Origin of the sequence: Streptococcus oralis, assembly GCF_023611505.1 — a bacterium.
Classification (GTDB): Bacteria; Bacillota; Bacilli; order Lactobacillales; family Streptococcaceae; genus Streptococcus; species Streptococcus oralis_CT.
The window spans coordinates 184,538-209,587 of sequence record NZ_CP097843.1 but is presented as its reverse complement, the minus strand read 5'-3'; the positions used below and the strand labels follow the sequence as shown (position 1 = coordinate 209,587).

The 25,050-nt window shown below is 44.7% G+C and carries 14 protein-coding genes, 14 tRNA genes and 3 rRNA genes; 1 reads left to right on the top strand and 30 read right to left on the bottom strand.

Translation table 11 applies throughout. The annotated features are described in order from the left end of the window. Positions 1-34: 34 nt before the first annotated feature. Both M9H69_RS01160 and tgt read right to left on the bottom strand, forming a co-directional pair. On the bottom strand, positions 35-1,852 hold the full coding sequence (locus M9H69_RS01160; protein ID WP_250315696.1) for an acyltransferase family protein: 1,818 nt from the start codon (positions 1,850-1,852) through the stop codon (positions 35-37). A gap of 131 nt (positions 1,853-1,983) precedes the next feature. Then, entirely contained in the window at positions 1,984-3,126 is a 1,143-nt protein-coding gene (gene tgt / locus M9H69_RS01155) for a tRNA guanosine(34) transglycosylase Tgt (protein WP_250315695.1), read from the bottom strand. A 116-nt stretch (positions 3,127-3,242) separates the two neighbouring features. Here tgt and M9H69_RS01150 point away from each other — a divergent pair, with 116 nt between their 5' ends. Beyond that, the gene (locus M9H69_RS01150) at positions 3,243-4,100 is read left to right on the top strand and encodes a DUF975 family protein (protein WP_250315694.1); all 858 of its coding nucleotides are present in this window, start codon (positions 3,243-3,245) and stop codon (positions 4,098-4,100) included. Positions 4,101-4,279: 179 nt separating this feature from the next. On the opposite strand, the gene M9H69_RS01145 is transcribed toward M9H69_RS01150, so the two are convergent. The 28 genes from M9H69_RS01145 to M9H69_RS01010 all read right to left on the bottom strand — a co-directional run bounded on the left by M9H69_RS01145 (position 4,280) and on the right by M9H69_RS01010 (position 24,874). Then, the gene (locus tag M9H69_RS01145) at positions 4,280-5,494 is read right to left on the bottom strand and encodes a LysM peptidoglycan-binding domain-containing protein (RefSeq protein ID WP_250315693.1); all 1,215 of its coding nucleotides are present in this window, start codon (positions 5,492-5,494) and stop codon (positions 4,280-4,282) included. A gap of 165 nt (positions 5,495-5,659) precedes the next feature. After that, a complete protein-coding gene (locus tag M9H69_RS01140; RefSeq protein ID WP_250315692.1) occupies positions 5,660-6,280 on the bottom strand; it encodes an HAD family hydrolase in 621 nt (206 codons plus the stop codon). A 3-nt stretch (positions 6,281-6,283) separates the two neighbouring features. Next, positions 6,284-7,564, bottom strand: a complete 1,281-nt coding sequence (locus tag M9H69_RS01135; protein ID WP_250315691.1) for an MATE family efflux transporter — start codon at positions 7,562-7,564, stop codon at positions 6,284-6,286. Positions 7,565-7,624: 60 nt separating this feature from the next. Then, positions 7,625-9,109 carry a threonine synthase gene (gene thrC / locus M9H69_RS01130; protein WP_250315690.1) on the bottom strand — a complete coding sequence of 495 codons (1,485 nt, stop codon included), beginning with the start codon at positions 9,107-9,109 and terminating at the stop codon, positions 7,625-7,627. Between the two features lie 74 nt (positions 9,110-9,183). Next, positions 9,184-10,461: a gamma-glutamylcysteine synthetase gene (locus M9H69_RS01125; RefSeq protein WP_250315689.1), complete on the bottom strand. Its 1,278-nt coding sequence runs from the start codon at positions 10,459-10,461 to the stop codon at positions 9,184-9,186. A gap of 180 nt (positions 10,462-10,641) precedes the next feature. Beyond that, a tRNA-Leu gene (locus M9H69_RS01120) sits at positions 10,642-10,725 on the bottom strand. A 9-nt stretch (positions 10,726-10,734) separates the two neighbouring features. Next, positions 10,735-10,806, bottom strand: a tRNA-Gln gene (locus M9H69_RS01115). Between the two features lie 13 nt (positions 10,807-10,819). Beyond that, positions 10,820-10,892 (bottom strand) — tRNA-His (locus tag M9H69_RS01110). 14 nt (positions 10,893-10,906) lie between these two features. Continuing rightward, positions 10,907-10,977: transfer RNA gene (locus M9H69_RS01105), tRNA-Trp, on the bottom strand. 11 nt (positions 10,978-10,988) lie between these two features. Further along, a tRNA-Tyr gene (locus tag M9H69_RS01100) sits at positions 10,989-11,069 on the bottom strand. Between the two features lie 17 nt (positions 11,070-11,086). Next, a tRNA-Phe gene (locus M9H69_RS01095) sits at positions 11,087-11,159 on the bottom strand. A gap of 3 nt (positions 11,160-11,162) precedes the next feature. Further along, positions 11,163-11,236 (bottom strand) — tRNA-Met (locus M9H69_RS01090). 11 nt (positions 11,237-11,247) lie between these two features. Further along, positions 11,248-11,337, bottom strand: a tRNA-Ser gene (locus tag M9H69_RS01085). Positions 11,338-11,343: 6 nt separating this feature from the next. Continuing rightward, positions 11,344-11,415: transfer RNA gene (locus M9H69_RS01080), tRNA-Glu, on the bottom strand. Positions 11,416-11,426: 11 nt separating this feature from the next. Continuing rightward, a tRNA-Ile gene (locus M9H69_RS01075) sits at positions 11,427-11,500 on the bottom strand. Positions 11,501-11,534: 34 nt separating this feature from the next. Next, a tRNA-Gly gene (locus tag M9H69_RS01070) sits at positions 11,535-11,605 on the bottom strand. A gap of 5 nt (positions 11,606-11,610) precedes the next feature. Further along, a tRNA-Val gene (locus M9H69_RS01065) sits at positions 11,611-11,683 on the bottom strand. Positions 11,684-11,687: 4 nt separating this feature from the next. Further along, positions 11,688-11,803, bottom strand: a 5S ribosomal RNA gene (gene rrf / locus M9H69_RS01060). A 76-nt stretch (positions 11,804-11,879) separates the two neighbouring features. After that, positions 11,880-14,782: ribosomal RNA gene (locus M9H69_RS01055) — 23S ribosomal RNA — on the bottom strand. 122 nt (positions 14,783-14,904) lie between these two features. Beyond that, positions 14,905-14,977, bottom strand: a tRNA-Ala gene (locus M9H69_RS01050). Between the two features lie 51 nt (positions 14,978-15,028). Beyond that, positions 15,029-16,577, bottom strand: a 16S ribosomal RNA gene (locus M9H69_RS01045). Together the 16S, 23S and 5S rRNA genes with 14 tRNA genes alongside form the textbook arrangement of a ribosomal RNA operon. 244 nt (positions 16,578-16,821) lie before the next feature. Next, positions 16,822-16,893, bottom strand: a tRNA-Glu gene (locus M9H69_RS01040). 116 nt (positions 16,894-17,009) lie between these two features. Further along, on the bottom strand, positions 17,010-17,444 hold the full coding sequence (locus M9H69_RS01035) for a cytidine deaminase family protein (protein WP_250315688.1): 435 nt from the start codon (positions 17,442-17,444) through the stop codon (positions 17,010-17,012). Between the two features lie 12 nt (positions 17,445-17,456). Further along, positions 17,457-18,917, bottom strand: coding sequence for a glutamate--tRNA ligase (gene gltX / locus M9H69_RS01030; protein ID WP_250315687.1), 1,461 nt, complete (start codon positions 18,915-18,917; stop codon positions 17,457-17,459). A gap of 134 nt (positions 18,918-19,051) precedes the next feature. Then, positions 19,052-20,401, bottom strand: a complete 1,350-nt coding sequence (locus tag M9H69_RS01025; RefSeq protein ID WP_000018247.1) for a glucose-6-phosphate isomerase — start codon at positions 20,399-20,401, stop codon at positions 19,052-19,054. A 169-nt stretch (positions 20,402-20,570) separates the two neighbouring features. Then, positions 20,571-21,260 (bottom strand): gamma-glutamyl-gamma-aminobutyrate hydrolase family protein, encoded by a 690-nt coding sequence (locus tag M9H69_RS01020; RefSeq protein WP_250315686.1) that lies wholly within the window; start codon positions 21,258-21,260, stop codon positions 20,571-20,573. A gap of 139 nt (positions 21,261-21,399) precedes the next feature. Further along, positions 21,400-23,166 carry an ABC transporter ATP-binding protein gene (locus tag M9H69_RS01015; protein ID WP_250315685.1) on the bottom strand — a complete coding sequence of 589 codons (1,767 nt, stop codon included), beginning with the start codon at positions 23,164-23,166 and terminating at the stop codon, positions 21,400-21,402. Between the two features lies 1 nt (position 23,167). Then, entirely contained in the window at positions 23,168-24,874 is a 1,707-nt protein-coding gene (locus M9H69_RS01010; RefSeq protein WP_250315684.1) for an ABC transporter ATP-binding protein, read from the bottom strand. Positions 24,875-25,050: the final 176 nt, after the last annotated feature.

Here is a 25,050-nt window from a genome sequence, read left to right as displayed (position 1 = left end):
TTTAAAAGAGCTGGATATCTCCAACTCTTTGATTTTATTTTGATTTCACAGGTAGTTCTTGAGTGGCCTTAACAGCAGCTGCAATCGTCTCTGCGTAAAGTTTAGCACCTTCTTCAATCATGTTGCTATCATTTCCAAAGTGGACTTGGTCAGTTCCAGCCCAGATTTCAGGGTATTCCTTAGCGACCTTATTCCAGTCAGCGATGCTCACATATGGATTCTTTTCAGCTAATTCTCTCGCATAAGCCGCATACTGCTCCACTGATGCATAAGTGTCCTTGCTCTTGTCTCCCTCATAAGGTGTCACCAGTATCAGATGGTGTCCTTTCGGTAGATTGTTCACGATGCTGTCCAAATCATTCTTATAGCCTTCAGGATTGTTGACCCCCGTTGCAATGACAACTGTTTTTAAAAGCGCCTTGTTCTGGCTATTATTGAGCATGATGTCATTGGCTTGCTTGGTCGTTCGACTAACCTGGGCATTGATATTTGCATCAGGAAGTGCTTCTTTTAAGGCTGTATTGGCACGTAAAGTCACTGAATCCCCAATCAGACTCGTTCCCTCAGAAATTCCCAGGCGACTGGCTTCAGCTTGTTCAGCAAGAGTCTTTGTTTGTCCTATATTGGTCTGAGCTTGCTTGAAACCATTGACCATCAAGTCTGTCTCAAAAGCTCCAACCTGAGGAGCCATAGCTACGATAATCAAGGTAAGTAAGGAAAGGACGCCCACAACACTAGCACTAATGGGTCTGATATAATGCAGTTTAGTGATTTTTCTAACCAAAGCATTGGTCTTACCGGCAATCAATGGCTCAATAATATAGAAGGATAAGATAGCGAAGAAATAGGAAAAGATAACGGTTAAAATAACAGCGGGCAGATTGCTCATCAACTGAGAAAAGATAATATAGAAAGGCCAGTGGAAGAGGTAAACCGCATAACTGGTATCCGCTAAAAATGTGATAATCCGAGGTTCTTGTATCTCAGGCGTTTTCTCATGCAAGACACGCGCAGCAAGAATCATGGTCACGGCCGCTAAACTTGCCAGTAAGAAACCAAATAGATAAGCGAACAGGTAGGTAAACTTGACAAAGAAGGTCAAGAGTACTAATACCAAGAGGCCTGCAGCAAACACCAGTAGATTCTGACGAAGATCCCACGTCCGATCAAACTGCTTAACTAAATCGCTCGTCTGACGAACACCCACAACCGTCGCCAAAATACTTCCTAAAAAGAAGGGATAGATATGGGTTAAACTTGAAAAGTAGACAGACGAATGGGAACTAGCCATTAGACTACCAATAAACATGGAGAAAAAGCTAATGATGAAAGCTCCCGCAGAAAGGAGAAATACCATCCCTCTCAATTGACTACTAGATTTTGAACGTTTCGATAAGAACCAAACCGCTAAGCCCCAAAGGATATAGTAGTGAACCTCAACAGCTAGACTCCAGTTGTGAACAAAGAGATGCGGAATGAACTGGGATTCGTAACTTCCCCCTGTTAACATCTCATAGAAGTTGGTCATAAAACCAAAAACTCCAGCAATCTGACCGCCAATTCCAGCAACATAGTCTTGGCGAACTAAGAGGGTAAAGGGCATGGTCACCAAAACCATCAGAACCACAGGTGGTACGATGCGGTAAAACCGTCTCTTAAAAAAGCCCAGTAAATCAATCTGGCGTGCCTTCCCAAATTCTTCTAAAAGGAGAGAAGTGATTAAAAATCCTGAAAAAGTGAAAAAGACATCTACCCCAAAGAAGCCTCCAGGAAAGATCGTTTGAAAGAAGTGGTACAAGAGCACCAAAAGTAAACCTGTAATCCTAATCAAGGAAAACCATTTAATACGCATACGAGTTTATTCCCCACTCAATTAGATCGTAAAAACATCTAATTTTTATTCCATAATACACCTTATTTTATCAAAAAAAGAAGAAAAATCCTAAGAGAAAACTTAGGATTTTGGCATTCTATTTTTACACTTTAAAAATTGCGTCCTGACTTGTTGTAGCCATATTTTTCCACAAAATACTCACGGAATTCCAAGAGATTATCATCCATGATGGCTTGACGCACTTGCTTCATCAGATTGAGCAAGAAGTAGAGATTGTGGTAGCTAGTCAAGCGGATGCCAAAGGTTTCATCAGCCTTGAGCAGGTGACGAAGATAAGCGCGTGTGTAGTTCTTACATGTGTAGCAATCACACTCAGGATCCAGCGGTATGAAGTCCTCCGCAAACTGGGCATTCTTGACAACCAAACGACCTTGGCTGGTCATACAAGTCCCGTTACGAGCGATACGAGTCGGCAAGACACAGTCAAACATATCCACACCACGAATAACCCCATCAATCAAGCTATCTGGCGCTCCCACTCCCATCAAATAGCGAGGTTTGTTTTCAGGTAGCAGTTGAGTTGTGAAGTCCAAGACTGCATTCATTTCTTCGTGGGTTTCTCCCACTGCTAAACCACCGATAGAGTAGCCAGGGAAGTCCATGCTGACAAGGTCGTGAGCTGACTGACGGCGAAGGTCTTCAAATCCTGCCCCCTGTACAATTCCAAACAAACCTTGGTCATGTGGACGACGGTGAGCCTTTAAGCCACGTTCGGCCCAACGGCTAGTACGCTCGATGGATTTCTTAACGTAGTCGTAAGGTTGGTAGAACTGAGGACATTCATCAAAAGACATCATGATGTCTGAGCCCAGATTATTCTGAATGGAGATGGCTTTTTCTGGCGATAGGAACATCTTGGAACCATTGAGATGGTTTTTAAAGGTTACTCCTTCTTCGGTGATATTACGGCTATCTGCTAGGGAATAAACCTGGAAACCACCACTATCCGTCAGGATTGGCTGGTCCCAGTTCATAAATTTGTGGAGACCACCTGCGCGAGCGATGAGTTCATCTCCAGGACGAAGCCAGAGATGATAAGTATTAGACAGGATAATTCCTGATCCCATCTCCTTCAACTCCTCTGGTGACTGGGTCTTGACCGTAGCTTGGGTCCCAACCGGCATAAACATAGGCGTCGGGAAGGTGCCGTGTGGAGTGATGATTTCTCCCAGACGAGCTCCTGTGTGTTTTTCTTTCTTAATCAAACGGTATTTGATTGGTGAATCTGACATTTTTTACCTCCGAAGCTGGGAAAAACAGTCCCAGTTCATACTTTGCGCCCAAAGGCATACTGTATGATTTTATCAAAAAAAGCTGGAACTGTCACGAACTATGGTATAATGAGAGAATGAAATACCCAAAAATTGATTTAAAAACTATTCGTCTGCAGGCTAGGCAATTTCAGGCTGAAAATCCCCGCCTCCTTCTGGTCTATCTCCTTCCTAGTATGCTGGTCATCTTGTCAGGCTTTCTCAACCCCTTGGCTCGTCTCCAAGAAAGTGTTTTAGAGCAATCCTTTTTCAGCATGCTGGCGCAAGTTCTCCAAGCCTATCTCTTCCCACTAGTGGTTTCTTTTGTGAGTACGATTTTTCTAGCAGGTGCTGCCTTTGCGACACTCAGACTTCTCAAGGTTCCTGATACGGAACTCTCAGTAAAATCAAGCCTGGCCCTCTTTGCTGAAGAGTGCTTCTCGCAAACCTTCTTGACCCTACTTATCAAACGTTTCTACCTTTTTTTATGGAGCATTCCAAACTTAGTAGGCGTTTATTTCCTCTTTTATAGCAATCTCTTGGCTCGTAGATTTGTTGCCCTACATCCTGAGTTTCCAAAACTAGACCTCTCGTCGCTTGAAACCGAGCAATTCCTTATGACCTTTGGTCTCTACTTTTTCGCGAGCCTCATCTTGATGATTGTAGGAAATGCCCTCTATATCCCTCAACATTACGCTTACTCGCAGGTAGAATTCCTCCTCTGCGACACTCTGGATTTAGGACAGGCTAAACCCAGTCAAATTCTGAAAACCAGCCGTTTCTTGATGAAGGGTTACAAATTCCAACGCTTTGTCCTCGACTTACAACTACTTCCTTGGTACTTTCTCAATTGGATCACTTTTGGAATTGCTAGCTTTTCACTCCTTCCCTATATCCAAAACAATCACATCTTCTTTTACAGAGCCCTACTAGCCCGTAAACGTCGAAATGGATAAGAGCATACAAAAACCAGCGTCTTTAAGGACGCTGGGTTTCTTATTTCAAAAGCAACATACTCAGCAAAGTCAAAATAGCGGGTCCACCTTGCTTCAGAATAATCTTCTTATTATCCTGAAGAATTTACACACAAAAAAGAAGCGGGAACTCAATCAGTTCCCAACTTCCATTTTAATGATTAGTTCATTGAAACGTGAACGTGGTCATAGTGGTTTTCGGTCACACTTCCACGGTCTGGCATTGGATTCCACGTGTAGGCTGGTCCATATTTGCTATCGTATGGAGCGTAGAAACGTTGCTTCCAGATGATGTAGTTGATACCACGGCTAGCCATATTTTTGACTGCATATTCTGCAATTTGATCTCCAAGTGCTGAACTCACTGGAACCATAAAGTCGATGGCCAAACCTTTACCGTGGTCCCCACTGTCACCAGGACGGTAGCCACTAAAAGATGTAATCCCAAACAAGTTAGCGATTTCTTCTTTAAAGGCTGCAGTTTGTGGTTGAAGACCAGCATTCTCAGACTTAGCTACAGCAAGTCCTGCATAGTCAGGAGCCGCTGGAGCTGCATAAGTTCTTGAAGGAGTTTGGCTTTGCTCTGCTTGATAAGTCGAAGTTGCAGTGTCAGAAGTTGCTGTTGATGCTGCTGTTTCTTCTGTTGCACTTGTTCCTCTTGTATCAGCAGGTGTTTCAGTTGCTGGCGCAGCTGCTATTGGTGCTTCTGCTGGAGTTGTTGTTGCCGTTTCTTCGGTAGCTGGAGTCGCTACTTGAGGAGCTTCTTCTTCAGCTGGGCGAGTTGTTTCTGCTACTGGTGCTTCCGCTGGAGTCGTTTCAGCTGTTTCTTCAGCTACAGGTGTTTCTATAGATGGTGTCTCTTCAACAACTGTCGCTGTCTCAGAAACTTCTGAACTTGGCGCTACTTCTGCTGGTTTTTCAGTCTCTGTTGCAGTTGGAGCTTCCTCAATTGGTTGAGAAAGGTCTTCTACTTGAACTGTTTGTTCATCGACTGTCACTTGATTCGTCGTCAAATCAGCTGTCGCAGTCGTCACTTCTTCACTAGCATCTGCTTGAGGAGTTTGGATTTCAACTTCCGTCACCTCTTCTGCCTCATTGACAGTTGTAGTGAGGACAGTATCTGGGAAAATCAAGTCCATATTAGTGATTTTGTTCAAATTAGCAAGAACCGTCACGTCTACTCCCAAAGCTTCTGCAATGGTGCTCAAAGTATCACCATACTGTACTGTATAGCTTGTTTTGTTGTCCGTTTTAGTCAAATCGTTTTTGATTTGCTCAACGGTACGAGCAGTCCAAAGGATCTCCTCTGCTTGGGTTGCCAATACTGGGGCAAATGACAAGGCTACTGTTGAGGCAAAAATAATTCTTTTCTTCATTCGTTCATATTCCTTTCAAATGAGTACCCGTCTATCATAACACAAAAAAAGCAGAAAAAAAGCCCTCTCGGGCCTATTTAATAGAACTGTCTATTCCTTGTAACAAACCCGATTACTTGAAACAGTTTGTTAGGTCTCTGTCACACAACTGACACAATCTTCTCGTTACTTACTCTCAAAAATATGAGGAATATCTGCTAGTGCTTGAATCATGTGATTGCCTTCAAAAGAAGATTCTAAAAAGTTAATGCTTTGAATACCACTATTCTGGGCAAATTCCACATCCAAAGTCCGATCCCCCATATAATAGGTAGTCCTAGGATCCAACTCATATTTGTCTAGCAGATATGTCGCCGCTTCTGGACTTGGTTTCCGTGAAAAGCCACTCTGACTGGTCAGAATTTCTGTAAAATAGGATTCCAATCCTAAGTCTCTTAGAATGGTATAAGCATTGTCTCCCTTATGTGTATAAACAAACTGCAGAATCCCTGCTTTATCTGCCCAAGCCAACACTTCACGCGCACCTGCCATCAAAACTACCTGGGCATTCTTCTCAGCTAGGCTCTGGGCGCGCACCTGATTGAGCACTTCCGCATCCAAATTTCGCTCTTCTGCCACCTTCTCCAGCAAATCCTGCACCGAATACTTGAGGATAAAGTCTCTCACTTTCTCCTTATCATAAGGAATAGAAAACTGACCAAAGGTTTCCTCAATCCCTGACAAAATCGCTTCGTAAGAGTCCAATAAGGTTCCGTCTAAATCCCAAATAAAAGCTGTTTTTTGCATTTCCTATCCTTTCAAACTCATATAACGCTGGTAACGGTAGCGTAGAAATAACCAACGAAAACCATTATCCAAAAGGGTTCCTGCCCAAATACCAGGCAAACCCCACCCAAGAACAATCCCCATCAGATAGGCTGTCCCAATACGGATACACCACATCCCTATACTTGTCGCATAAAAGGGAAGGCGAGCATTTCCCAATCCCTGCCAAACCGCCGTATAAATAACTGTCCCTGTCGCCATGGGAGTCCCTAGTAGTGAGAACAGTGCCACCAAAACGCTAGCTTCAACCGCTACAGGATTGGTCGTATATAGATGAGTCAGTGGTATCCCTAAGGCATAGATACTAAATGTCAAGGGCATCATGAGGAGCAGAGAAAGCCAAAAGGTTTGTTTGCTCAAATTATCTACTCTTTTCCAATTATCCTCTCCAACTGCTCGAGCCACCAGCATGACCGTTGCCGTAGCGACGCCAAAGGCAGGCATATAGTTAAACTGGGTCAAAACCTCCCCGATTGCATTTCCCGCTACTGCCTCCGTCCCAAAAGAAACGACCAAAGCAATGATCACTACATCTCCAGCCCTCATCATAAGCCGCTCCCCAGCTGCTGGCAAAGCCAAGGTCAGTAAGTCTTTATCCAGTCCAAAAGTCGGTTTCGTATAAGGCAGTTTTAATTGTGACCACAAAATCACAAGACCAACCAAACGAGACAAGATAGTCCCCCAAGCAACACCCGCTATCCCCATATCAAGGATAAAAATAGCTAGACTGGAAAAGAGAATATTCAAGGCATTGGATAAAAGACTGACATAGAGGGGGAGACGAGGATTATGCGTTGCACGAATCAAGGCTCCTAAACTGGTCATTAATCCCAAGAGAACAATCAATCCACCCACCAAAGATAGATAGAGTCCTCCACTTTCGGCCACATCCTGTTCAGTCCCCAAAAGTCCTATCATCTCTTGTCCAGCGAAGATAGACAAAGCTCCTAAAAGGAGACTTAATAGTAAAGTAATCTTCAACGCCTCAGTCACATGATAGGCTAGCTTAGACTGATCCTTCTGCCCCAAACTTTTTGAAATAACGCTGGAAATAGCAGCTCCCAAAGCGATGAAAATCGCCTGGTAAATCGTGATAATATTGCCAGCCACTGAAACACCCGAAATAGCGATTAAGCCCAAGTGAGCGACCAAGTAACTGTCCACCATCCCCATGAGCATCTGTAAAAAGTTTTCACCCATAGCTGGCAATGCAATATTAAGAATGTCTTTATTTTTCTTAAACAATCTCTCCTCCTGATGAAAAGAAACTCAGTTGGTTTCCCAACCGAGTTTACTCTCTCTGTCTTAAAGTCCTAGATAAGCCTCAACCGCTGCTTGCATGTCAGCAGCTGCCACTGTTGTTTTATGACGAACTGGAGCCGTTTCTAGGCCATCAACTGCTGGTGGCACTGCCACTCCTGAGATTTCATGTAATTGAGTCAAGGCTTCAAAGTCAGTCAAGCCTGCTTTTCCTGTTACCGCTTCTACGGCAACCACTGGGAACTTGTATGGACTAGCTGTTGAAGCAATCACTGTCTTAGCCGCATCGCCAGTAGCCGCTTGGTATTTTCTATAAACTGCTGAGGCAACAGCTGTGTGTGGGTCCTCGATGTAAGCATCTGTTTGATAAACACGTTTAATTTCTGCCACAGTTTCTTCCTCAGTCGCATATTCAGCTGCAAAGAGACCCAGAATCTCTGCATCAAAGTCTGTCAATTCATATTGTCCTTGTGTATTCAAGGCATTCATGAGTTCAGTTGTCTTAACCGCATTATTCCCCAAAAGATGGAAAATCAAACGCTCCAAGTTTGAAGATACCAAGATATCCATAGATGGACTAGTCGTTACCTTAAACTCACGTTTCCTATCGTAAACACGTGTTTTAAAGAAGTCAGTTAAAACATTATTGTCATTTGAAGCACAGATCAATTTGCCAACCGGCAGACCGATTTGCTTAGCATAAAAGGCAGCCAAGATATTGCCGAAATTCCCTGTTGGTACTGTGAAGTTGATCTTATCGCCAGCCACAATCTCACCAGACTTAACCAACTGAGCGTAAGCATAAACATAGTAGACAATCTGTGGTACTAAACGACCAATGTTCATAGAGTTAGCTGATGAAAATTGCAGTTTATTGGCAGCCAACTTTTCACGAAGAGCTACATCGTTAAACATATGTTTGACGTTAGTTTGCGCATCGTCAAAGTTACCATCAATGGCGATAACATGAGTATTGTCGCCAGTCTGAGTGGTCATTTGCAACTCTTGAACCTTGCTGACACCATCTTTTGGATAAAAAACGATAATCTCAGTCCCAGGGACATCTGCAAACCCCGCCATAGCAGCTTTCCCAGTATCACCTGATGTAGCTGTCAAAATGACGATTTTGTTCTCCAAACCATGCTTTTTAGCGGCTGTCGTCATAAAGTACGGTAAGATGGACAAGGCCATATCCTTAAAGGCAATCGTTGAACCATGGAACAATTCCAAGTTGTATTGCCCATCTAGTTTCACCAAAGGGGCAATAGCTGGAGTATCAAATTTACTATCGTAGGCATTGTTGATACAGTAATCCAACTCCTCTGCTGTAAAGTCATCCAAAAATGCTGACAAGACAAGCTTAGCCACTTCTTGGTAAGAAGCATCTTTTAATTTTTCAAAGTCCAAATCCACCTTTGGATAAGTAAGCGGTGTAAACAGACCACCATCCGTCGCCAAACCTTGCAAAATAGCTTGGCTAGCAGTTACTCTATTATTCGCATCACGCGTTGATTGATAAACTAATGTCATAATCTCTATCCTTTATCTATAGTCCATTCCATTATATCATGATTTTTCAGAAAATTCTCCCTTTATAAGAGAAATTATAGTCCCAATTCTTCTTTCAAAGGCTGCAAATAGGTCATTTCTTGCTTGCCTCTCTTCTCCAGACCTTCCTCAGCTAGAAGGAGTAAGCCTTTTGAAAACTCGACAATTGCAGTTTCTTCCTCAACTGTGAGCATTTTCTTAGAAAATTGTCGCCTCAATGACTTATAATCATGACCAAATGTGGTAAAAAATGGTGCAGATTGCAAGTAAGCTTCTAACTTGTCTAAATTAAGCAACAAACCCAAGTGAAAGGCCGTCGCAGCAAAAGTACGATTCAAGGGTTGCGTACATACACTACGAAACTCAATAGTACCTCGAGTTGTCAAATCTTGGTACTGGTAACTACGGTGAGTTTGGAAGTCCTTCTCCTGAGGATAAAGAAGGATTTCCCTCCCATCAAGGGCGAAGGCCTGAATTTCCGGAGTCCCTAAGTAATCTTTTGCACGGATTGGATAAAAATAATAGGTTTCGCCATCACGTTCCGCAGTAAAGATTGCAGAATGATCTAGATAATCAAAAAAATCATTCTCGTCTTTGAAGAGTCTGGCATTGACGCCTACATTTTCAGAATAAATCCCGTGCATAGACTCTTCCCAAAAAATATCCCTGGAAATCTTGGTATCCCAATCTTCCCCTGAAAACTCTGAATTGGCAAACAAATAAGCTTTGGCAGCTTCAATCTGAGTAAAAGCGTTGATAACACGCAGATAGTTGGACCTTGAAACGTCCAGTTGAACCTGACTCCCGCAGATAAAGGCTCCATACTCAGGGAATTGATGTAAGTCTGATTTAGTAACATTTCTACTCAAATTCAAATAATCCATCAACATCTGATAGCGGGGATAAGCTACTGGACAATTCTCATTCTTCTCCCAGTATGGATGGATTCCCGAACCAACTACGGCATGATTTACCTCTCCCAACTTTTTCTGAATCAGATCCATATAATCTCGAAAACGCTCTTCAACCTCTTGGATGGATTTAGCCCTCCCAAAAGCAAACTCAATTGTCGTATAAGAAACTTCAAACAAGATAGTATCCTGACTGACCGGATCAAGCAACTGAATTGGATTCCCAAAGTCATCTACTTTTTCAATCGTAAAACCCAGAACTGATGGTAAATACCGAAAGAGATCCTTAACAACTTCACTATCTGTAGCATTACCCTCTAAATTGATAACAGGATACTCCAGCTCAATTCCCACAAATAAATCAGGTTTCTCTTTTATATTTTCTAAGTAGCGTTTCTTAAGCAAATCAATCGAACGAGACATCAAACACCAACACTTTCATAATCAAAATAAATTGTGAATAAGTAATATTATACCAAAAAACAAGTTAAAAGATTAGAAAATCACGCAAAAATAATTACTGAACCATTATCCCACTATTAACAAGATACAATTTAGTAAGAAATAAAAAAACAAGGTCAAAAAACCTTGTTCTTATTACTATACCGGCGGCCGGGGTCGAACCGGCACGTCCTTGCGGACACTGGATTTTGAGTCCAGCGCGTCTGCCAATTCCGCCACGCCGGCAAATAGTAACTGGGGTAGCTGGATTCGAACCAACGCATGAGGGAGTCAAAGTCCCTTGCCTTACCGCTTGGCTATACCCCAATAATATAAAATAGGCGAGTGATGGGGATCGAACCCACGCATGCCAGAGCCACAATCTGGTGTGTTAACCACTTCACCACACCCGCCATAATTTTATTAACACGGGCAGTAGGAATTGAACCCACACTGAAGGTTTTGGAGACCTTAGTTCTACCTTTAAACTATGCCCGTAACTAAAGCAATGGAAGGGGAGGGATTCGAACCCCCGAACCCGAAGGAGCGGATTTACAGTCCGCCGCGTTTAGCCTCTTCGCTACCCTTCCAAGTTATAAATAAGATATGGCGCGAGACGGAATCGAACCGCCGACACATGGAGCTTCAATCCATTGCTCTACCAACTGAGCTACCGAGCCAAATTGCGGGAGCAGGATTTGAACCTACGACCTTCGGGTTATGAGCCCGACGAGCTACCGAGCTGCTCCATCCCGCGTTAATATAAAAAGGAGGATGTGGGATTCGAACCCACGCACGCTTTTACACGCCTGACGGTTTTCAAGACCGTTCCCTTCAGCCGGACTTGGGTAATCCTCCAACAAATAGTCCGTACGGGATTCGAACCCGTGTTACCGCCGTGAAAAGGCGGTGTCTTAACCCCTTGACCAACGGACCATATCCATAGATGGGCACGAGTGGACTCGAACCACCGACCTCACGCTTATCAGGCGTGCGCTCTAACCACCTGAGCTACGCGCCCAAGTTAAAAAACTTGGTATTTGAACAAAGTTCAAAGCGGGTGACGAGAATCGAACTCGCGACAACAGCTTGGAAGGCTGTAGTTTTACCACTAAACTACACCCGCTAAAATGGGAGTTAACGGGATCGAACCGCTGACCCTCTGCTTGTAAGGCAGATGCTCTCCCAGCTGAGCTAAACTCCCTCGAGCTAAGCGACTTCCATATCTCACAGGGGGCAACCCCCAACTACTTCCGGCGTTCTAGGGCTTAACTGCTGTGTTCGGCATGGGTACAGGTGTATCTCCTAGGCTATCGTCACTTAACTCTGAGTAATACCTACTCAAAATTGAATATCTATCAAATAATTAGAAAACCTCACGCTTCGTATCCTCAGCTACTTTGGATAAGTCCTCGAGCTATTAGTATTAGTCCGCTACATGTGTCGCCACACTTCCACTTCTAACCTATCTACCTGATCATCTCTCAGGGCTCTTACTGATATATAATCATGGGAAATCTCATCTTGAGGTGGGTTTCACACTTAGATGCTTTCAGCGTTTATCCCTTCCCTACATAGCTACCCAGCGATGCCTTTGGCAAGACAACTGGTACACCAGCGGTAAGTCCACTCTGGTCCTCTCGTACTAGGAGCAGATCCTCTCAAATTTCCTACGCCCGCGACGGATAGGGACCGAACTGTCTCACGACGTTCTGAACCCAGCTCGCGTGCCGCTTTAATGGGCGAACAGCCCAACCCTTGGGACCGACTACAGCCCCAGGATGCGACGAGCCGACATCGAGGTGCCAAACCTCCCCGTCGATGTGAACTCTTGGGGGAGATAAGCCTGTTATCCCCAGGGTAGCTTTTATCCGTTGAGCGATGGCCCTTCCATACGGAACCACCGGATCACTAAGCCCGACTTTCGTCCCTGCTCGAGTTGTTGCTCTCGCAGTCAAGCTCCCTTATACCTTTACACTCTGCGAATGATTTCCAACCATTCTGAGGGAACCTTTGGGCGCCTCCGTTACCTTTTAGGAGGCGACCGCCCCAGTCAAACTGCCCGTCAGACACTGTCTCCGATAGGGATCACCTATCCGGGTTAGAGTGGCCATAACACAAGGGTAGTATCCCAACAACGTCTCCTTCGAAACTGGCGTCCCGATCTCTTAGACTCCTACCTATCCTGTACATGTGGTACAGACACTCAATATCAAACTGCAGTAAAGCTCCATGGGGTCTTTCCGTCCTGTCGCGGGTAACCTGCATCTTCACAGGTACTAAAATTTCACCGAGTCTCTCGTTGAGACAGTGCCCAAATCATTACGCCTTTCGTGCGGGTCGGAACTTACCCGACAAGGAATTTCGCTACCTTAGGACCGTTATAGTTACGGCCGCCGTTTACTGGGGCTTCAATTCATACCTTCGAGTTACCTCTAAGCACTCCTCTTAACCTTCCAGCACCGGGCAGGCGTCACCCCCTATACATCATCTTACGATTTAGCAGAGAGCTGTGTTTTTGATAAACAGTTGCTTGGGCCTATTCACTGCGGCTGACCTAAAGTCAGCACCCCTTCTCCCGAAGTTACGGGGTCATTTTGCCGAGTTCCTTAACGAGAGTTCTCTCGCTCACCTGAGGCTACTCGCCTCGACTACCTGTGTCGGTTTGCGGTACGGGTAGAGTATGTTTAAACGCTAGAAGCTTTTCTTGGCAGTGTGACGTCACTAACTTCGCTACTAAACTTCGCTCCCCATCACAGCTCAATGTTATAGAACTAAGCATTTAACTCAATTCACACCTCACTGCTTAGACAGACACTTCCATTCGTCTGCTTTAGTTAGCCTACTGCGTCCCTCCATCACTACATACTCTAGTACAGGAATATCAACCTGTTGTCCATCGGATACACCTTTCGGTCTCTCCTTAGGTCCCGACTAACCCAGGGCGGACGAGCCTTCCCCTGGAAACCTTAGTCTTACGGTGGACAGGATTCTCACCTGTCTTTCGCTACTCATACCGGCATTCTCACTTCTATGCGTTCCAGCGCTCCTCACGGTACACCTTCTCCACACATAGAACGCTCTCCTACCATACCTATAAAGGTATCCACAGCTTCGGTAAATTGTTTTAGCCCCGGTACATTTTCGGCGCAGGGTCACTCGACTAGTGAGCTATTACGCACTCTTTGAATGAATAGCTGCTTCTAAGCTAACATCCTAGTTGTCTGTGCAACCCCACATCCTTTTCCACTTAACAATTATTTTGGGACCTTAGCTGGTGGTCTGGGCTGTTTCCCTTTCGACTACGGATCTTAGCACTCGCAGTCTGACTGCCGACCATAATTCTTTGGCATTCGGAGTTTATCTGAGATTGGTAATCCGGGATGGACCCCTCACCCAAACAGTGCTCTACCTCCAAGAATCTTTATGTCGACGCTAGCCCTAAAGCTATTTCGGAGAGAACCAGCTATCTCCAAGTTCGTTTGGAATTTCTCCGCTACCCACAAGTCATCCAAGCACTTTTCAACGTGCCCTGGTTCGGTCCTCCAGTGCGTCTTACCGCACCTTCAACCTGCTCATGGGTAGGTCACATGGTTTCGGGTCTACGACATGATACTAAAGCGCCCTATTCAGACTCGGTTTCCCTACGGCTCCGTCTCTTCAACTTAACCTCGCATCATATCGTAACTCGCCGGTTCATTCTACAAAAGGCACGCTCTCACCCATTAACGGGCTCGAACTTGTTGTAGGCACACGGTTTCAGGTTCTATTTCACTCCCCTCCCGGGGTGCTTTTCACCTTTCCCTCACGGTACTGGTTCACTATCGGTCACTAGGGAGTATTTAGGGTTGGGAGATGGTCCTCCCAGATTCCGACGGGATTTCTCGTGTCCCGCCGTACTCAGGATACTGCTAGGTGCAAAGACTATTTTAAATACGAGGCTCTTACTCTCTTTGGCTGATCTTCCCAAATCATTCTTCTATAATCTTTGAGTCCACATTGCAGTCCTACAACCCCGAAGAGTAAACTCTTCGGTTTGCCCTCCTGCCGTTTCGCTCGCCGCTACTAAGGCAATCGCTTTTGCTTTCTCTTCCTGCAGCTACTTAGATGTTTCAGTTCACTGCGTCTTCCTCCTCACATCCTTAACAGATGCGGGTAACAGGTAGTACCTGTTGGGTTCCCCCATTCGGAAATCCCTGGATCATCGCTTACTTACAGCTACCCAAGGCATATCGTCGTTTGTCACGTCCTTCTTCGGCTCCTAGTGCCAAGGCATCCACCGTGCGCCCTTATTAACTTAACCTTATTTTCTGACCTTTCAGTCATAAACTCTTTTAATACTACAGCGTTTCGGTTTATTTTCTTGTTACTATTTGATATAGATATTCAATTTTCAATGTGCATTACTTGGTGATCCCTCACCAATGGAGCCTAGCGGGATCGAACCGCTGACCTCCTGCGTGCAAAGCAGGCGCTCTCCCAGCTGAGCTAAGGCCCCACAAGACCTCTCAAGACTAAACAAGACCAATGCGCAGTTCCTTATCCTTAGAAAGGAGGTGATCCAGCCGCACCTTCCGATACGGCTACCTTGTTACGACTTCACCCCAATCATCTATCCCACCTTAGGCGGCTGGCTCCTAAAAGGTTACCTCACCGACTTCGGGTGTTACAAACTCTCGTGGTGTGACGGGCGGTGTGTACAAGGCCCGGGAACGTATTCACCGCGGCGTGCTGATCCGCGATTACTAGCGATTCCGACTTCATGTAGGCGAGTTGCAGCCTACAATCCGAACTGAGACTGGCTTTAAGAGATTAGCTTGCCGTCACCGGCTTGCGACTCGTTGTACCAGCCATTGTAGCACGTGTGTAGCCCAGGTCATAAGGGGCATGATGATTTGACGTCATCCCCACCTTCCTCCGGTTTATTACCGGCAGTCTCGCTAGAGTGCCCAGCTGAATGATGGCAACTAACAATAGGGGTTGCGCTCGTTGCGGGACTTAACCCAACATCTCACGACACGAGCTGACGACAACCATGCACCACCTGTCACCTCTGTCCCGAAGGAAAGCTCTATCTCTAGAGCGGTCAGAGGGATGTCAAGACCTGGTAAGGTTCTTCGCGTTGCTTCGAATTAAACCACATGCTCCACCGCTTGTGCGGGCCCCCGTCAATTCCTTTGAGTTTCAACCTTGCGGTCGTACTCCCCAGGCGGAGTGCTTAATGCGTTAGCTGCGGCACTAAACCCCGGAAAGGGTCTAACACCTAGCACTCATCGTTTACGGCGTGGACTACCAGGGTATCTAATCCTGTTTGCTCCCCACGCTTTCGAGCCTCAGCGTCAGTTACAAGCCAGAGAGCCGCTTTCGCCACCGGTGTTCCTCCATATATCTACGCATTTCACCGCTACACATGGAATTCCACTCTCCCCTCTTGCACTCAAGTTAAACAGTTTCCAAAGCGTACTATGGTTAAGCCACAGCCTTTAACTTCAGACTTATCTAACCGCCTGCGCTCGCTTTACGCCCAATAAATCCGGACAACGCTCGGGACCTACGTATTACCGCGGCTGCTGGCACGTAGTTAGCCGTCCCTTTCTGGTAAGATACCGTCACAGTGTGAACTTTCCACTCTCACACTCGTTCTTCTCTTACAACAGAGCTTTACGATCCGAAAACCTTCTTCACTCACGCGGCGTTGCTCGGTCAGACTTCCGTCCATTGCCGAAGATTCCCTACTGCTGCCTCCCGTAGGAGTCTGGGCCGTGTCTCAGTCCCAGTGTGGCCGATCACCCTCTCAGGTCGGCTATGTATCGTTGCCTTGGTGAGCCGTTACCCCACCAACTAGCTAATACAACGCAGGTCCATCTGGTAGTGATGCATTTGCACCTTTCAATGAATTATCATGCGATAATCCATTTTATGCGGTATTAGCTATCGTTTCCAATAGTTATCCCCCGCTACCAGGCAGGTTACCTACGCGTTACTCACCCGTTCGCAACTCATCCAAGAAGAGCAAGCTCCTCTCTTCAGCGTTCTACTTGCATGTATTAGGCACGCCGCCAGCGTTCGTCCTGAGCCAGGATCAAACTCTCATTAAAAGTTTGAGTTCTCACTCATTTCTGTCACTGACAGATTTATTGTTTTTTTTCATTGTTCAGTACTATAACCTTAGTTATAGTGCCCTGCACATTGGTTCGTCTTGTTCAGTTTTCAAAGGTCTTTGTCACTCAATCTCTCTCAAGCGACAACTATATTAGTATATCACAGCCACTCTCGCTTGTCAACACTTTTTTGAAACTTTTTTGAACTTTTTTCATCAAGTGTTCCATCCGCAACATACCATAGTCCGTACGGGATTCGAACCCGTGTTACCGCCGTGAAAAGGCGGTGTCTTAACCCCTTGACCAACGGACCTTGAGCTTTTCAACTCTTTCTATTATACCTACTTTTCCTACTTTGTCAAGATCTTTTTTCCTCTTTATCGAAATTCTGAAAAAATAAGGGAAAAGAGCCAGTAAAACTGACTCCTTCTATTTATCTTGCCAATTAGTCGCACGTTCCTCTCCCCACCAGTATGGGACCAACTCGGCAACTTTGATTGTTTTTCTTGTTTTGTAGTCCATCATGAACTCTGCTTCTTTATTTTCAGCATTCAATTCTAAGAGAAATTCTCTACATGCGCCACAGGGCATACCTGAACTTTCACCATAGGGTGGTTTGTCTCGAAAGGCGAGGATTTTCTTAACTTTAGTTTGTCCTGAAAATTGATACATATTGAAGAGAGCTGCTCGTTCTGCACAGAGATGAAAAACGCCACAAGTGCCCTCCATACAAAATCCTGCGAATATCTGACCATCTTCTGCTTCTACTGCGGCAACGACATGGTTAGCATAAACAAAGTCAGAAACTTCATGGGGATTGTATAAGGTTCGCGCTTCTTCATACATCTTTTCCCATGTATCCATCGGAAGTCCTTTTTATTTAGAAATCTCTTTGAGCATATTATCAATATGCTGGATAGATTTCTCACGACCTAATAGGTAAATCGTATCTGGAAGTTCTGGTCCATGCATTTCACCTGATACTGCAATACGAATCGGCATGAAGAGGTTTTTCCCTTTAATACCTGTTTCTTTTTGAACTGCTTTGATTTGCGGGAAGATGTTTTCTGTCACAAATTCCTCATCTGTCATTGCTTCTAATTTCGCTTTGAAGGCTTCTAGAACAACCGGAACGGTTTCTCCTGCCATGACCTCGCGCTCAGCGTCTGTCAACTCTGGGAAATCTGCAAAGAAAAGATCTGTCAATGGAACAATTTCATCCACTGACTTCATTTGTGGTTTGTAGAGTTCCACCATTTTTTCAGACTTGTCAGTCAAACGCCCTGCTTCTTCTAGGAATGGTTTTGCCATCTCAAAGATAGTTGCTAAGTCAGCTCTCTTGATGTAGTCGTTGCTCATCCAGTCTAGTTTCTTCTGATCGAAGGCTGCTGGTGACTTGCTGAGACGATTTTCATCAAAGAGTTTAATCAATTCCTCACGTGAGAAAATTTCATCTTCGCCACCTGGGTTCCAACCAAGAAGAGCGATAAAGTTAAAGACTGCTTCTGACAAATAGCCTTTTTTACGGTAGTCTTCGATAAACTGAAGGGTATTGGTGTCGCGTTTAGACAATTTTTTACCAGTTTCAGAGTTGATAATCAAGGTCATGTGACCGAACTCAGGTGCATCCCAACCAAGCGCTTCATAAACCATGAGCTGTTTGGGTGTGTTGGCGATGTGGTCATCTCCACGGATAACATGAGAAATTTGCATATCGTGATCATCGATAACGACAGCAAAGTTATAAGTTGGGTAGCCATCCTTCTTCTGGATCACCCAGTCACCGCCGATATTGCCACCTTCAAATTCGATATCGCCTTTGACCATGTCATGCCATTTGTAAATACCAGCTTCATTGACGGCTAAGCGAACGGTTGGGATAATACCAGCTGCTTCACGTTTTGCAATGTAAGCCGCCTTTTCTTCTTCGCTCATGCCAAGATATTCATTGATGTAGCGTGGTGTTTCGCCAGCTGCTTCTTGGCGTTCGCGCTCAGCTGCCAACTCTTCTTCTGTAACGTAAGATTTGTAGGCTTTTCCTTCAGCTAGCAATTGGTCGATGTATTTTTGATAGAGTTCCAAACGCTCTGATTGGCGATAGTTTTCATGAGTTTCTGGACTTTCATCCCAATCCATGCCTAACCAACGAAGGTTTTCAAGTTGTGAACGCTCTCCGTCTTCGACATGGCGTTTACGGTCGGTATCTTCGATACGAATAATAAAAGTTCCACCATGATGGCGTGCGTAAAGGTAGTTGAATAATGCTGTACGGGCATTTCCGATGTGTAGTAGTCCTGTTGGGCTTGGTGCGTAGCGTACGCGGATATCTTTTGACATAGTTTCTCCTATAAAGTCTCTGGGCGTCTGCCTTTTTGCTTTCTATATTATATCACAAGTCTCGCCTAAGTCCAATGTCTACGAATAAAGAGAGTAAAAAGAGTGGTCAAGCCACTCTTTTCTTCTATTACAGACTATAGACGTGCGTTAAGCTCTTTGCTCAATTCTTCAAATCCTGGTTTTCCAAGAAGGGCAAACATGTTGCGTTTGTATGCTTCAACACCTGGTTGGTCAAATGGGTTGATGGCATTCAAGTAACCTGAAAGAGCAATTGCCAATTCGAAGAAGTAAATAGTATAACCAAGAGTGAAGGCATCTTGCTCTGGAAGGGTTACGTACATGTTTGGTACATCACCGTCTGTGTGGGCAAGAAGAACACCGTCAGTTGCTTTTTTGTTTACAAAGTCAACGTCTTTTCCTTGAAGGTAACCAAGCCCATCAAGGTCTTCTTCCAAAGTAGGAATGATCACGTTCTTACGTGGTTTGTCAACACGGACAACTGTTTCAAACATGATACGAGTTCCTTCTTGGATAAATTGACCCAATGAGTGCAAGTCAGTTGAGAAGTTTGCTGAAGTTGGGTAAATACCTTTTTGGTCTTTCCCTTCTGACTCACCAGCCAATTGTTTCCACCATTCTGAGAAGTATTGAAGTGATGGCTCGTAGTTTACCAAGATTTCAGTAGCGTAGCCTTTACGGTAAAGGATGTTACGAACTGCTGCGTATTGGTAAGCTTCATTTTCAGTAATCTTGTCTGAAGTGTAGTCTTTACGAGCTGCATTCGCACCTTCCATAAGGGCTTTGATGTCAGCTCCTGATGCTGCGATTGGAAGCAAACCAACTGCTGTCAAGACTGAGAAGCGTCCACCGATGTCATCTGGAACAACAAATGTTTCCCAACCGTTGGCATCTGCTTCAACCTTAACAGCACCTTTTTGGCGGTCAGTTGTAGCGTAGATACGTTTGTTAGCTTCTTCTTGACCGTATTTCTTAACCAAGAGTTCTTTAAAGACACGGAAAGCGATGGCTGGTTCTGTTGTTGTACCTGATTTAGAAATCACGTTTACTGAGAAGTCTTTGTCAGCTACGTACTCTACCAAGTCAGCAAGGTAAGTAGATGAAATTGAGTTTCCAGCGTAAAGGATTTGTGGCGCTTTACGCTCTTCTTTTGTTTGTAAGTTAGCAAAGTGGTGGTTCAAGAAGTCAATAGCTGCTTTGGCACCAAGGTATGATCCACCGATACCGATCACCACCAAAACATCGCTATCTGACTTGATTTGCTCAGCAGCTTTCAAGATGCGGTCGAATTCTTCGCGGTCGTAGTTTTCAGGAAGGTCCAACCAACCCAAAAAGTCGCTACCAGCACCAGTTCCTTTACGAATCAATTCGTCTGCAGCTGTTACTTGTGCTTGCATGTATTCCACTTCATGTGGGGCAACAAATTTGTCTAAAACTTTTGAATAATCAAATTTAATATGTGACATGATAATCCTCCAATATTTCTTCTTTTCTATCATAACGCTTACCTTCGATTTTTTCAAGCTTTTTTATTGAATTTGCCCAATTTTTATCAGAATTCAAACGTTTGCGTAAAAATGCTAAAATACAAAAAATCTGAAGGGACGAATAAAAAACGGCTAGAGTCTCTAACCGTTACAGTTCATTCAATAAATACTCAAATAGTTCTAAATTGCCATCTTCTTCATTAACCAGAAACTCTGGATGCCACTGTAAACCGATAATGCGATGTTCGTCGATAGACTCAATCGCTTCAATGGTCTGGTCTCTTGGATCAATAGCAGTTACACGGAAATTAGGTGCCAAATCTTTAATGCTTTGACGATGGACGGAATTGACCTGACTTTCTTTTCCAAATAGCTTAGCCACCACACTTCCTTCTACTGTCTCAATAGAGTGAGATGTTCCGAAAGGCAGTCCTTGCCAGTGACCTTCGATTTCTTGATTGAGGGTCCCACCAAAGGCAACATTGACAAGTTGAACACCGCGGCAGATTGCTAAAATGGGCTTGTCCTGACGAAGAGCTTCTTTCAAGAGGGCCAGTTCAAACTCATCTCGCACTAGGTTGTAATCATCGCTCTCAATGGTTTTTTTCTCTCCATAAAACTGAGGATGGACATTTTGTCCACCTGTCAAGATGAGTTTGTCAATCATTTCCACATAATCTCGCACAACGGACTCATCCCCTACAGGAATCACTAAAGGAAGACCTCCGACCTGACGAATGCTCTCTGCAAATTTACAGGATACAGATGAATGAATGTTTTTCCCTTCTGCATCTACTGGACATAGATTTGCAGCAACTCCTACAACCGTTCTAGCCATGATGTGTCTCCTTTCGATTTTCTTGCGACAGTCTTATCTTATCACTCCAACCTTTTCCTGTCTAATATGTTTTTTTAAAGACCGTGATAAGTATTTTTTATGGACAAGAAAAAGCTGCCCAATGAAGACAACTTCTTTCTTATTCAAAGACGAATTGATTGTGATAGAGTTCTGAGTAGAAACCGCCGAGTTTGAGCAACTCATGATGATTCCCACGTTCAATGACCTCTCCATCTTTGAGGACAATAATCTGGTCGGCATTGAGGATGGTCTTGAGACGATGGGCAATGACAAAACTGGTTCGTCCTGCTACAATCGCCTCCATGGCATGTTGGATCTTGCTCTCTGTTACGGTATCGACATTGGAAGTCGCTTCATCTAAGATTAAGACTTGAGGATCAGTCATCAGAGTTCGAGCGATGGAAATCAATTGTTTCTGCCCAGTCGAGAAGATATTTTGCTCATCATCAATAAGGGTATCATACTTATCAGGCAGGCTTTCGATATAGTCATGAATATGAGTTGCCTTGGCAGCTGCTTCGACCATTTCCTGACTGGCATCTGGCACACCGAAGCGGATATTATCCCGAATCGTTCCGCTAAACAAGACCGAATCCTGCAAGACAATCCCGACCTTGCTCCGCAGGCTGTCCAAATCGTAGTCACGAATGTCTTTCCCATCAAAGGAAATGCTACCTGCATCCACATCGTAGAAACGATTGATGAGGTTCATGATGGTCGTTTTCCCTGAACCTGTCGGACCGACAACTGCTACCATCTGCCCCTTAGGAGCTGAAATGGTGACATCTTTTAAAATCGGCTTGTCTGGCACATAAGAGAAATCAATGTGACTGATTTCAACACCTTCTCGTAATTCCGTAAAGGCTGGTGCATTTTGCGGACGAACCTCTTCTTCTGCATCAAACATTTCTTGGATACGATCCGCTCCGGTAAAGGCCAACTGGAGGCTCCCCCAACTCGCAGCCACCTGGATAATCGGCTGGTAATACTGCTGAGAAAATTGGGTAAACATGACGATCAAACCTAGGGCTGTCGTTGTTTCGATACTTGGATCGTTCAGCAAGACAGCCGAACCTGCAAAAATGACGATGGCTGTGTTGACCAAGCTCATCCCATTCATAACTGGGAAGAGGATGCCTGAGAACATTCTCCCTTTAAAGGTTGCCTTGCGTACGCGCTCATTTTGCTCCACAAAGCCTGCTACGATGTCGTCTTGAATACCTTGTACGATAACAGCTTTCTGCCCAGAAATGCTTTCGTCCATGTAGGCGTTGAGTTTCCCAACCTCTTTTTGCTGGAGATTGGTGTACTTGCGGGCCATTTTCACGATGAAGACCAACATGAGAAAGGCCACTGGAGTACTGGCTACTGTTATCAGGGCTAGCGTCACATTTCTTGAAAACATGACAAAAATCAAACCGATGTAAAGAGCAATATTGCTCATGACCTGAACTAGGCTTTCATTGAAGGCTTGAAGGATGTTGTCCAAGTCACTTGTGAAGCGAGAAAGAATATCGCCATCCTGATGGCGGTCAAAGAAAGAAACCGTTAAACGAGAAAGTTTGCCAAAGAGGCCCTTACGCATCTCATTTGTCGACTCAGCAATCACACGGGTCATCAAGGTCATGTAAATCAAACTGGATACCACTAGGGCGAGGACAACCAGAGCTAGATTCAGCATCAGAGCTGATAAACTCTGCCAGGCTAGTTCGGAAGTTCCATTTTGATAAGCTAGAACTAGGTTAGCGAGCTCCGTCACTGCTTGACCTGAAAAAACTGGAAAGAGGGCTTGGGCAATCGTCGCAACTGCAACCATCAGAATCACAATGACAAAGGAGAACTTGTAAACTTTAAAATAATTCCAGAAAAATCGAACGGTTTTCATTTTATTCCTCCTTTCCCTTTTGTGTTTCGTAGATTTCGCGGTAGATGGCATTGTTAGCTACCAAGTCTGCATGCCGTCCTTCTCCAATCAAACGCCCTTGATCCAAGACCAAAATCTTGTCTGCATGGACGACTGAACTGATCTTTTGAGCGATGATAATCGTCGTCGTCCCTTTCAGATCTTTGTTCAAAGCTTCCTGTACGAGTCTTTCTGACTTAGCATCCAAGGCCGAAGTCGAATCGTCAAAAATCAGGATACGGGGATTGCTGACAATCCCACGGGCAATGGACATCCGTTGTTTTTGTCCACCAGAAAAGTTGGTGCCACGTTCTTCGACCTGACTCTCAAATTTGTTTTCCATGCGTCCGATAAATTCACTGGCTTGGGCAATCCGTGCCGCACGTTCCATTTCTGACACGCTGGCATTGCCTTTTCCTTGACGGAGATTATCTGCAATGGTCCCGCTAAAGAGAATAGCACGTTGCAAGACAATGGAAACTGTTTTACGCAAGGTTCCCTCGCTGACGTCTCGAATATCCTTGCCACCAATCTTGATAGATCCCTCCTGTGGATCAAAAAGTCGCGGAATTAACTGAGCTAGGGTGGACTTCCCTGCTCCAGTCGCCCCAACCACACCCACCATCTGACCAGGCGCAATTTCAAAGGTTACATTCTTCAGCATAGGCTCATCGTCATTGGGATAGGTGAAGGTTACATTTTCAAAAGAGAGACTTCCTTCTAACTCTTCGTCTGGGAGATCTTTAAAGGTCATCGCTGGCTCGGTATCTAGAATTTCGCGGATACGACGCAAGGAAATCATGGCACGACTGACAGAATTTCCTAAAAATCCAACCATGATGATGGTAAAGATAATCTGGCTTAGATAGTTGATAAAGGAAGCAATCGAGCCCACAACAGATGGATCTGACTGAGCCATACCTGCCACCAACCAGATAGAGAGGAAGACTGCCCCATAGCCGACTAGCATCATAACGGGTTCTATAACTGAGAAGGCATAACCGATATAAAGATTTTGGCCGAGAAGTTCATCAGAAACATCGGTAAATTTGTCAAATTGTGCTTTTTCTTGTACAAAGGATTTGACTACGCGCACACCACGTAGATTTTCCTTAGCGATAGCATTGATCCGTTCAAGAAGGGTTTGAAACTTAGCAAATCGTGGCCCCATCATCCCCATCATGATGGCAGTTAGTGCAAAGATTAGGAGCACCATGAGGACAATTACCCACCAAAGTGATGGAAGAGTGTGAACCGCCAAGATAAAAGAACCGATGAAGAGAAGAGGAAGACGGAAGAGGATTTGAAAAGCCATCATCACCACGTTCTGAATCTGGTTGATATCATTGGTCATACGGACGACAAGGTTACCCGCATTAAACTGCTCGATATTGGCATAAGAAAAAGTCTGGATCTTGCGAAAAGCGTCTTCCCGAAGGTCCGAAGACACTCCTTGAGCAATGTAGGCTGCAAGCGTTACATTGACCCCACCTGCAACCAGACCGACTAGGGCTACTCCTATCAGCCAAGCGCCAATACTATAAATAGCCTCATTTTGCCCGGCCAACAAAGCCTCTAACACCTCTTGCAAATAGCGCGGTTGCAAGAGCGAACTCGCAACCATCAAGCCTGTCATCATTAAGGATGCCAAGGCTTGCCATTTATAGGTTTTTATTTTTTTAATGAGCATATTTCCTCCTAATAAAATAGATAAAGGGAGCGACATCTTGCGTCAGCTCCTTCTCATTCGTTCATATTGATGCTATTCTAGCAAAAAAGAGGAATCTTGTCAAAGAAGTCTCCTTATTATAAATTAGTGCGCTTTCATATACAGGTGATGCATGAAAAGGCTTTTTATGGTAAAAT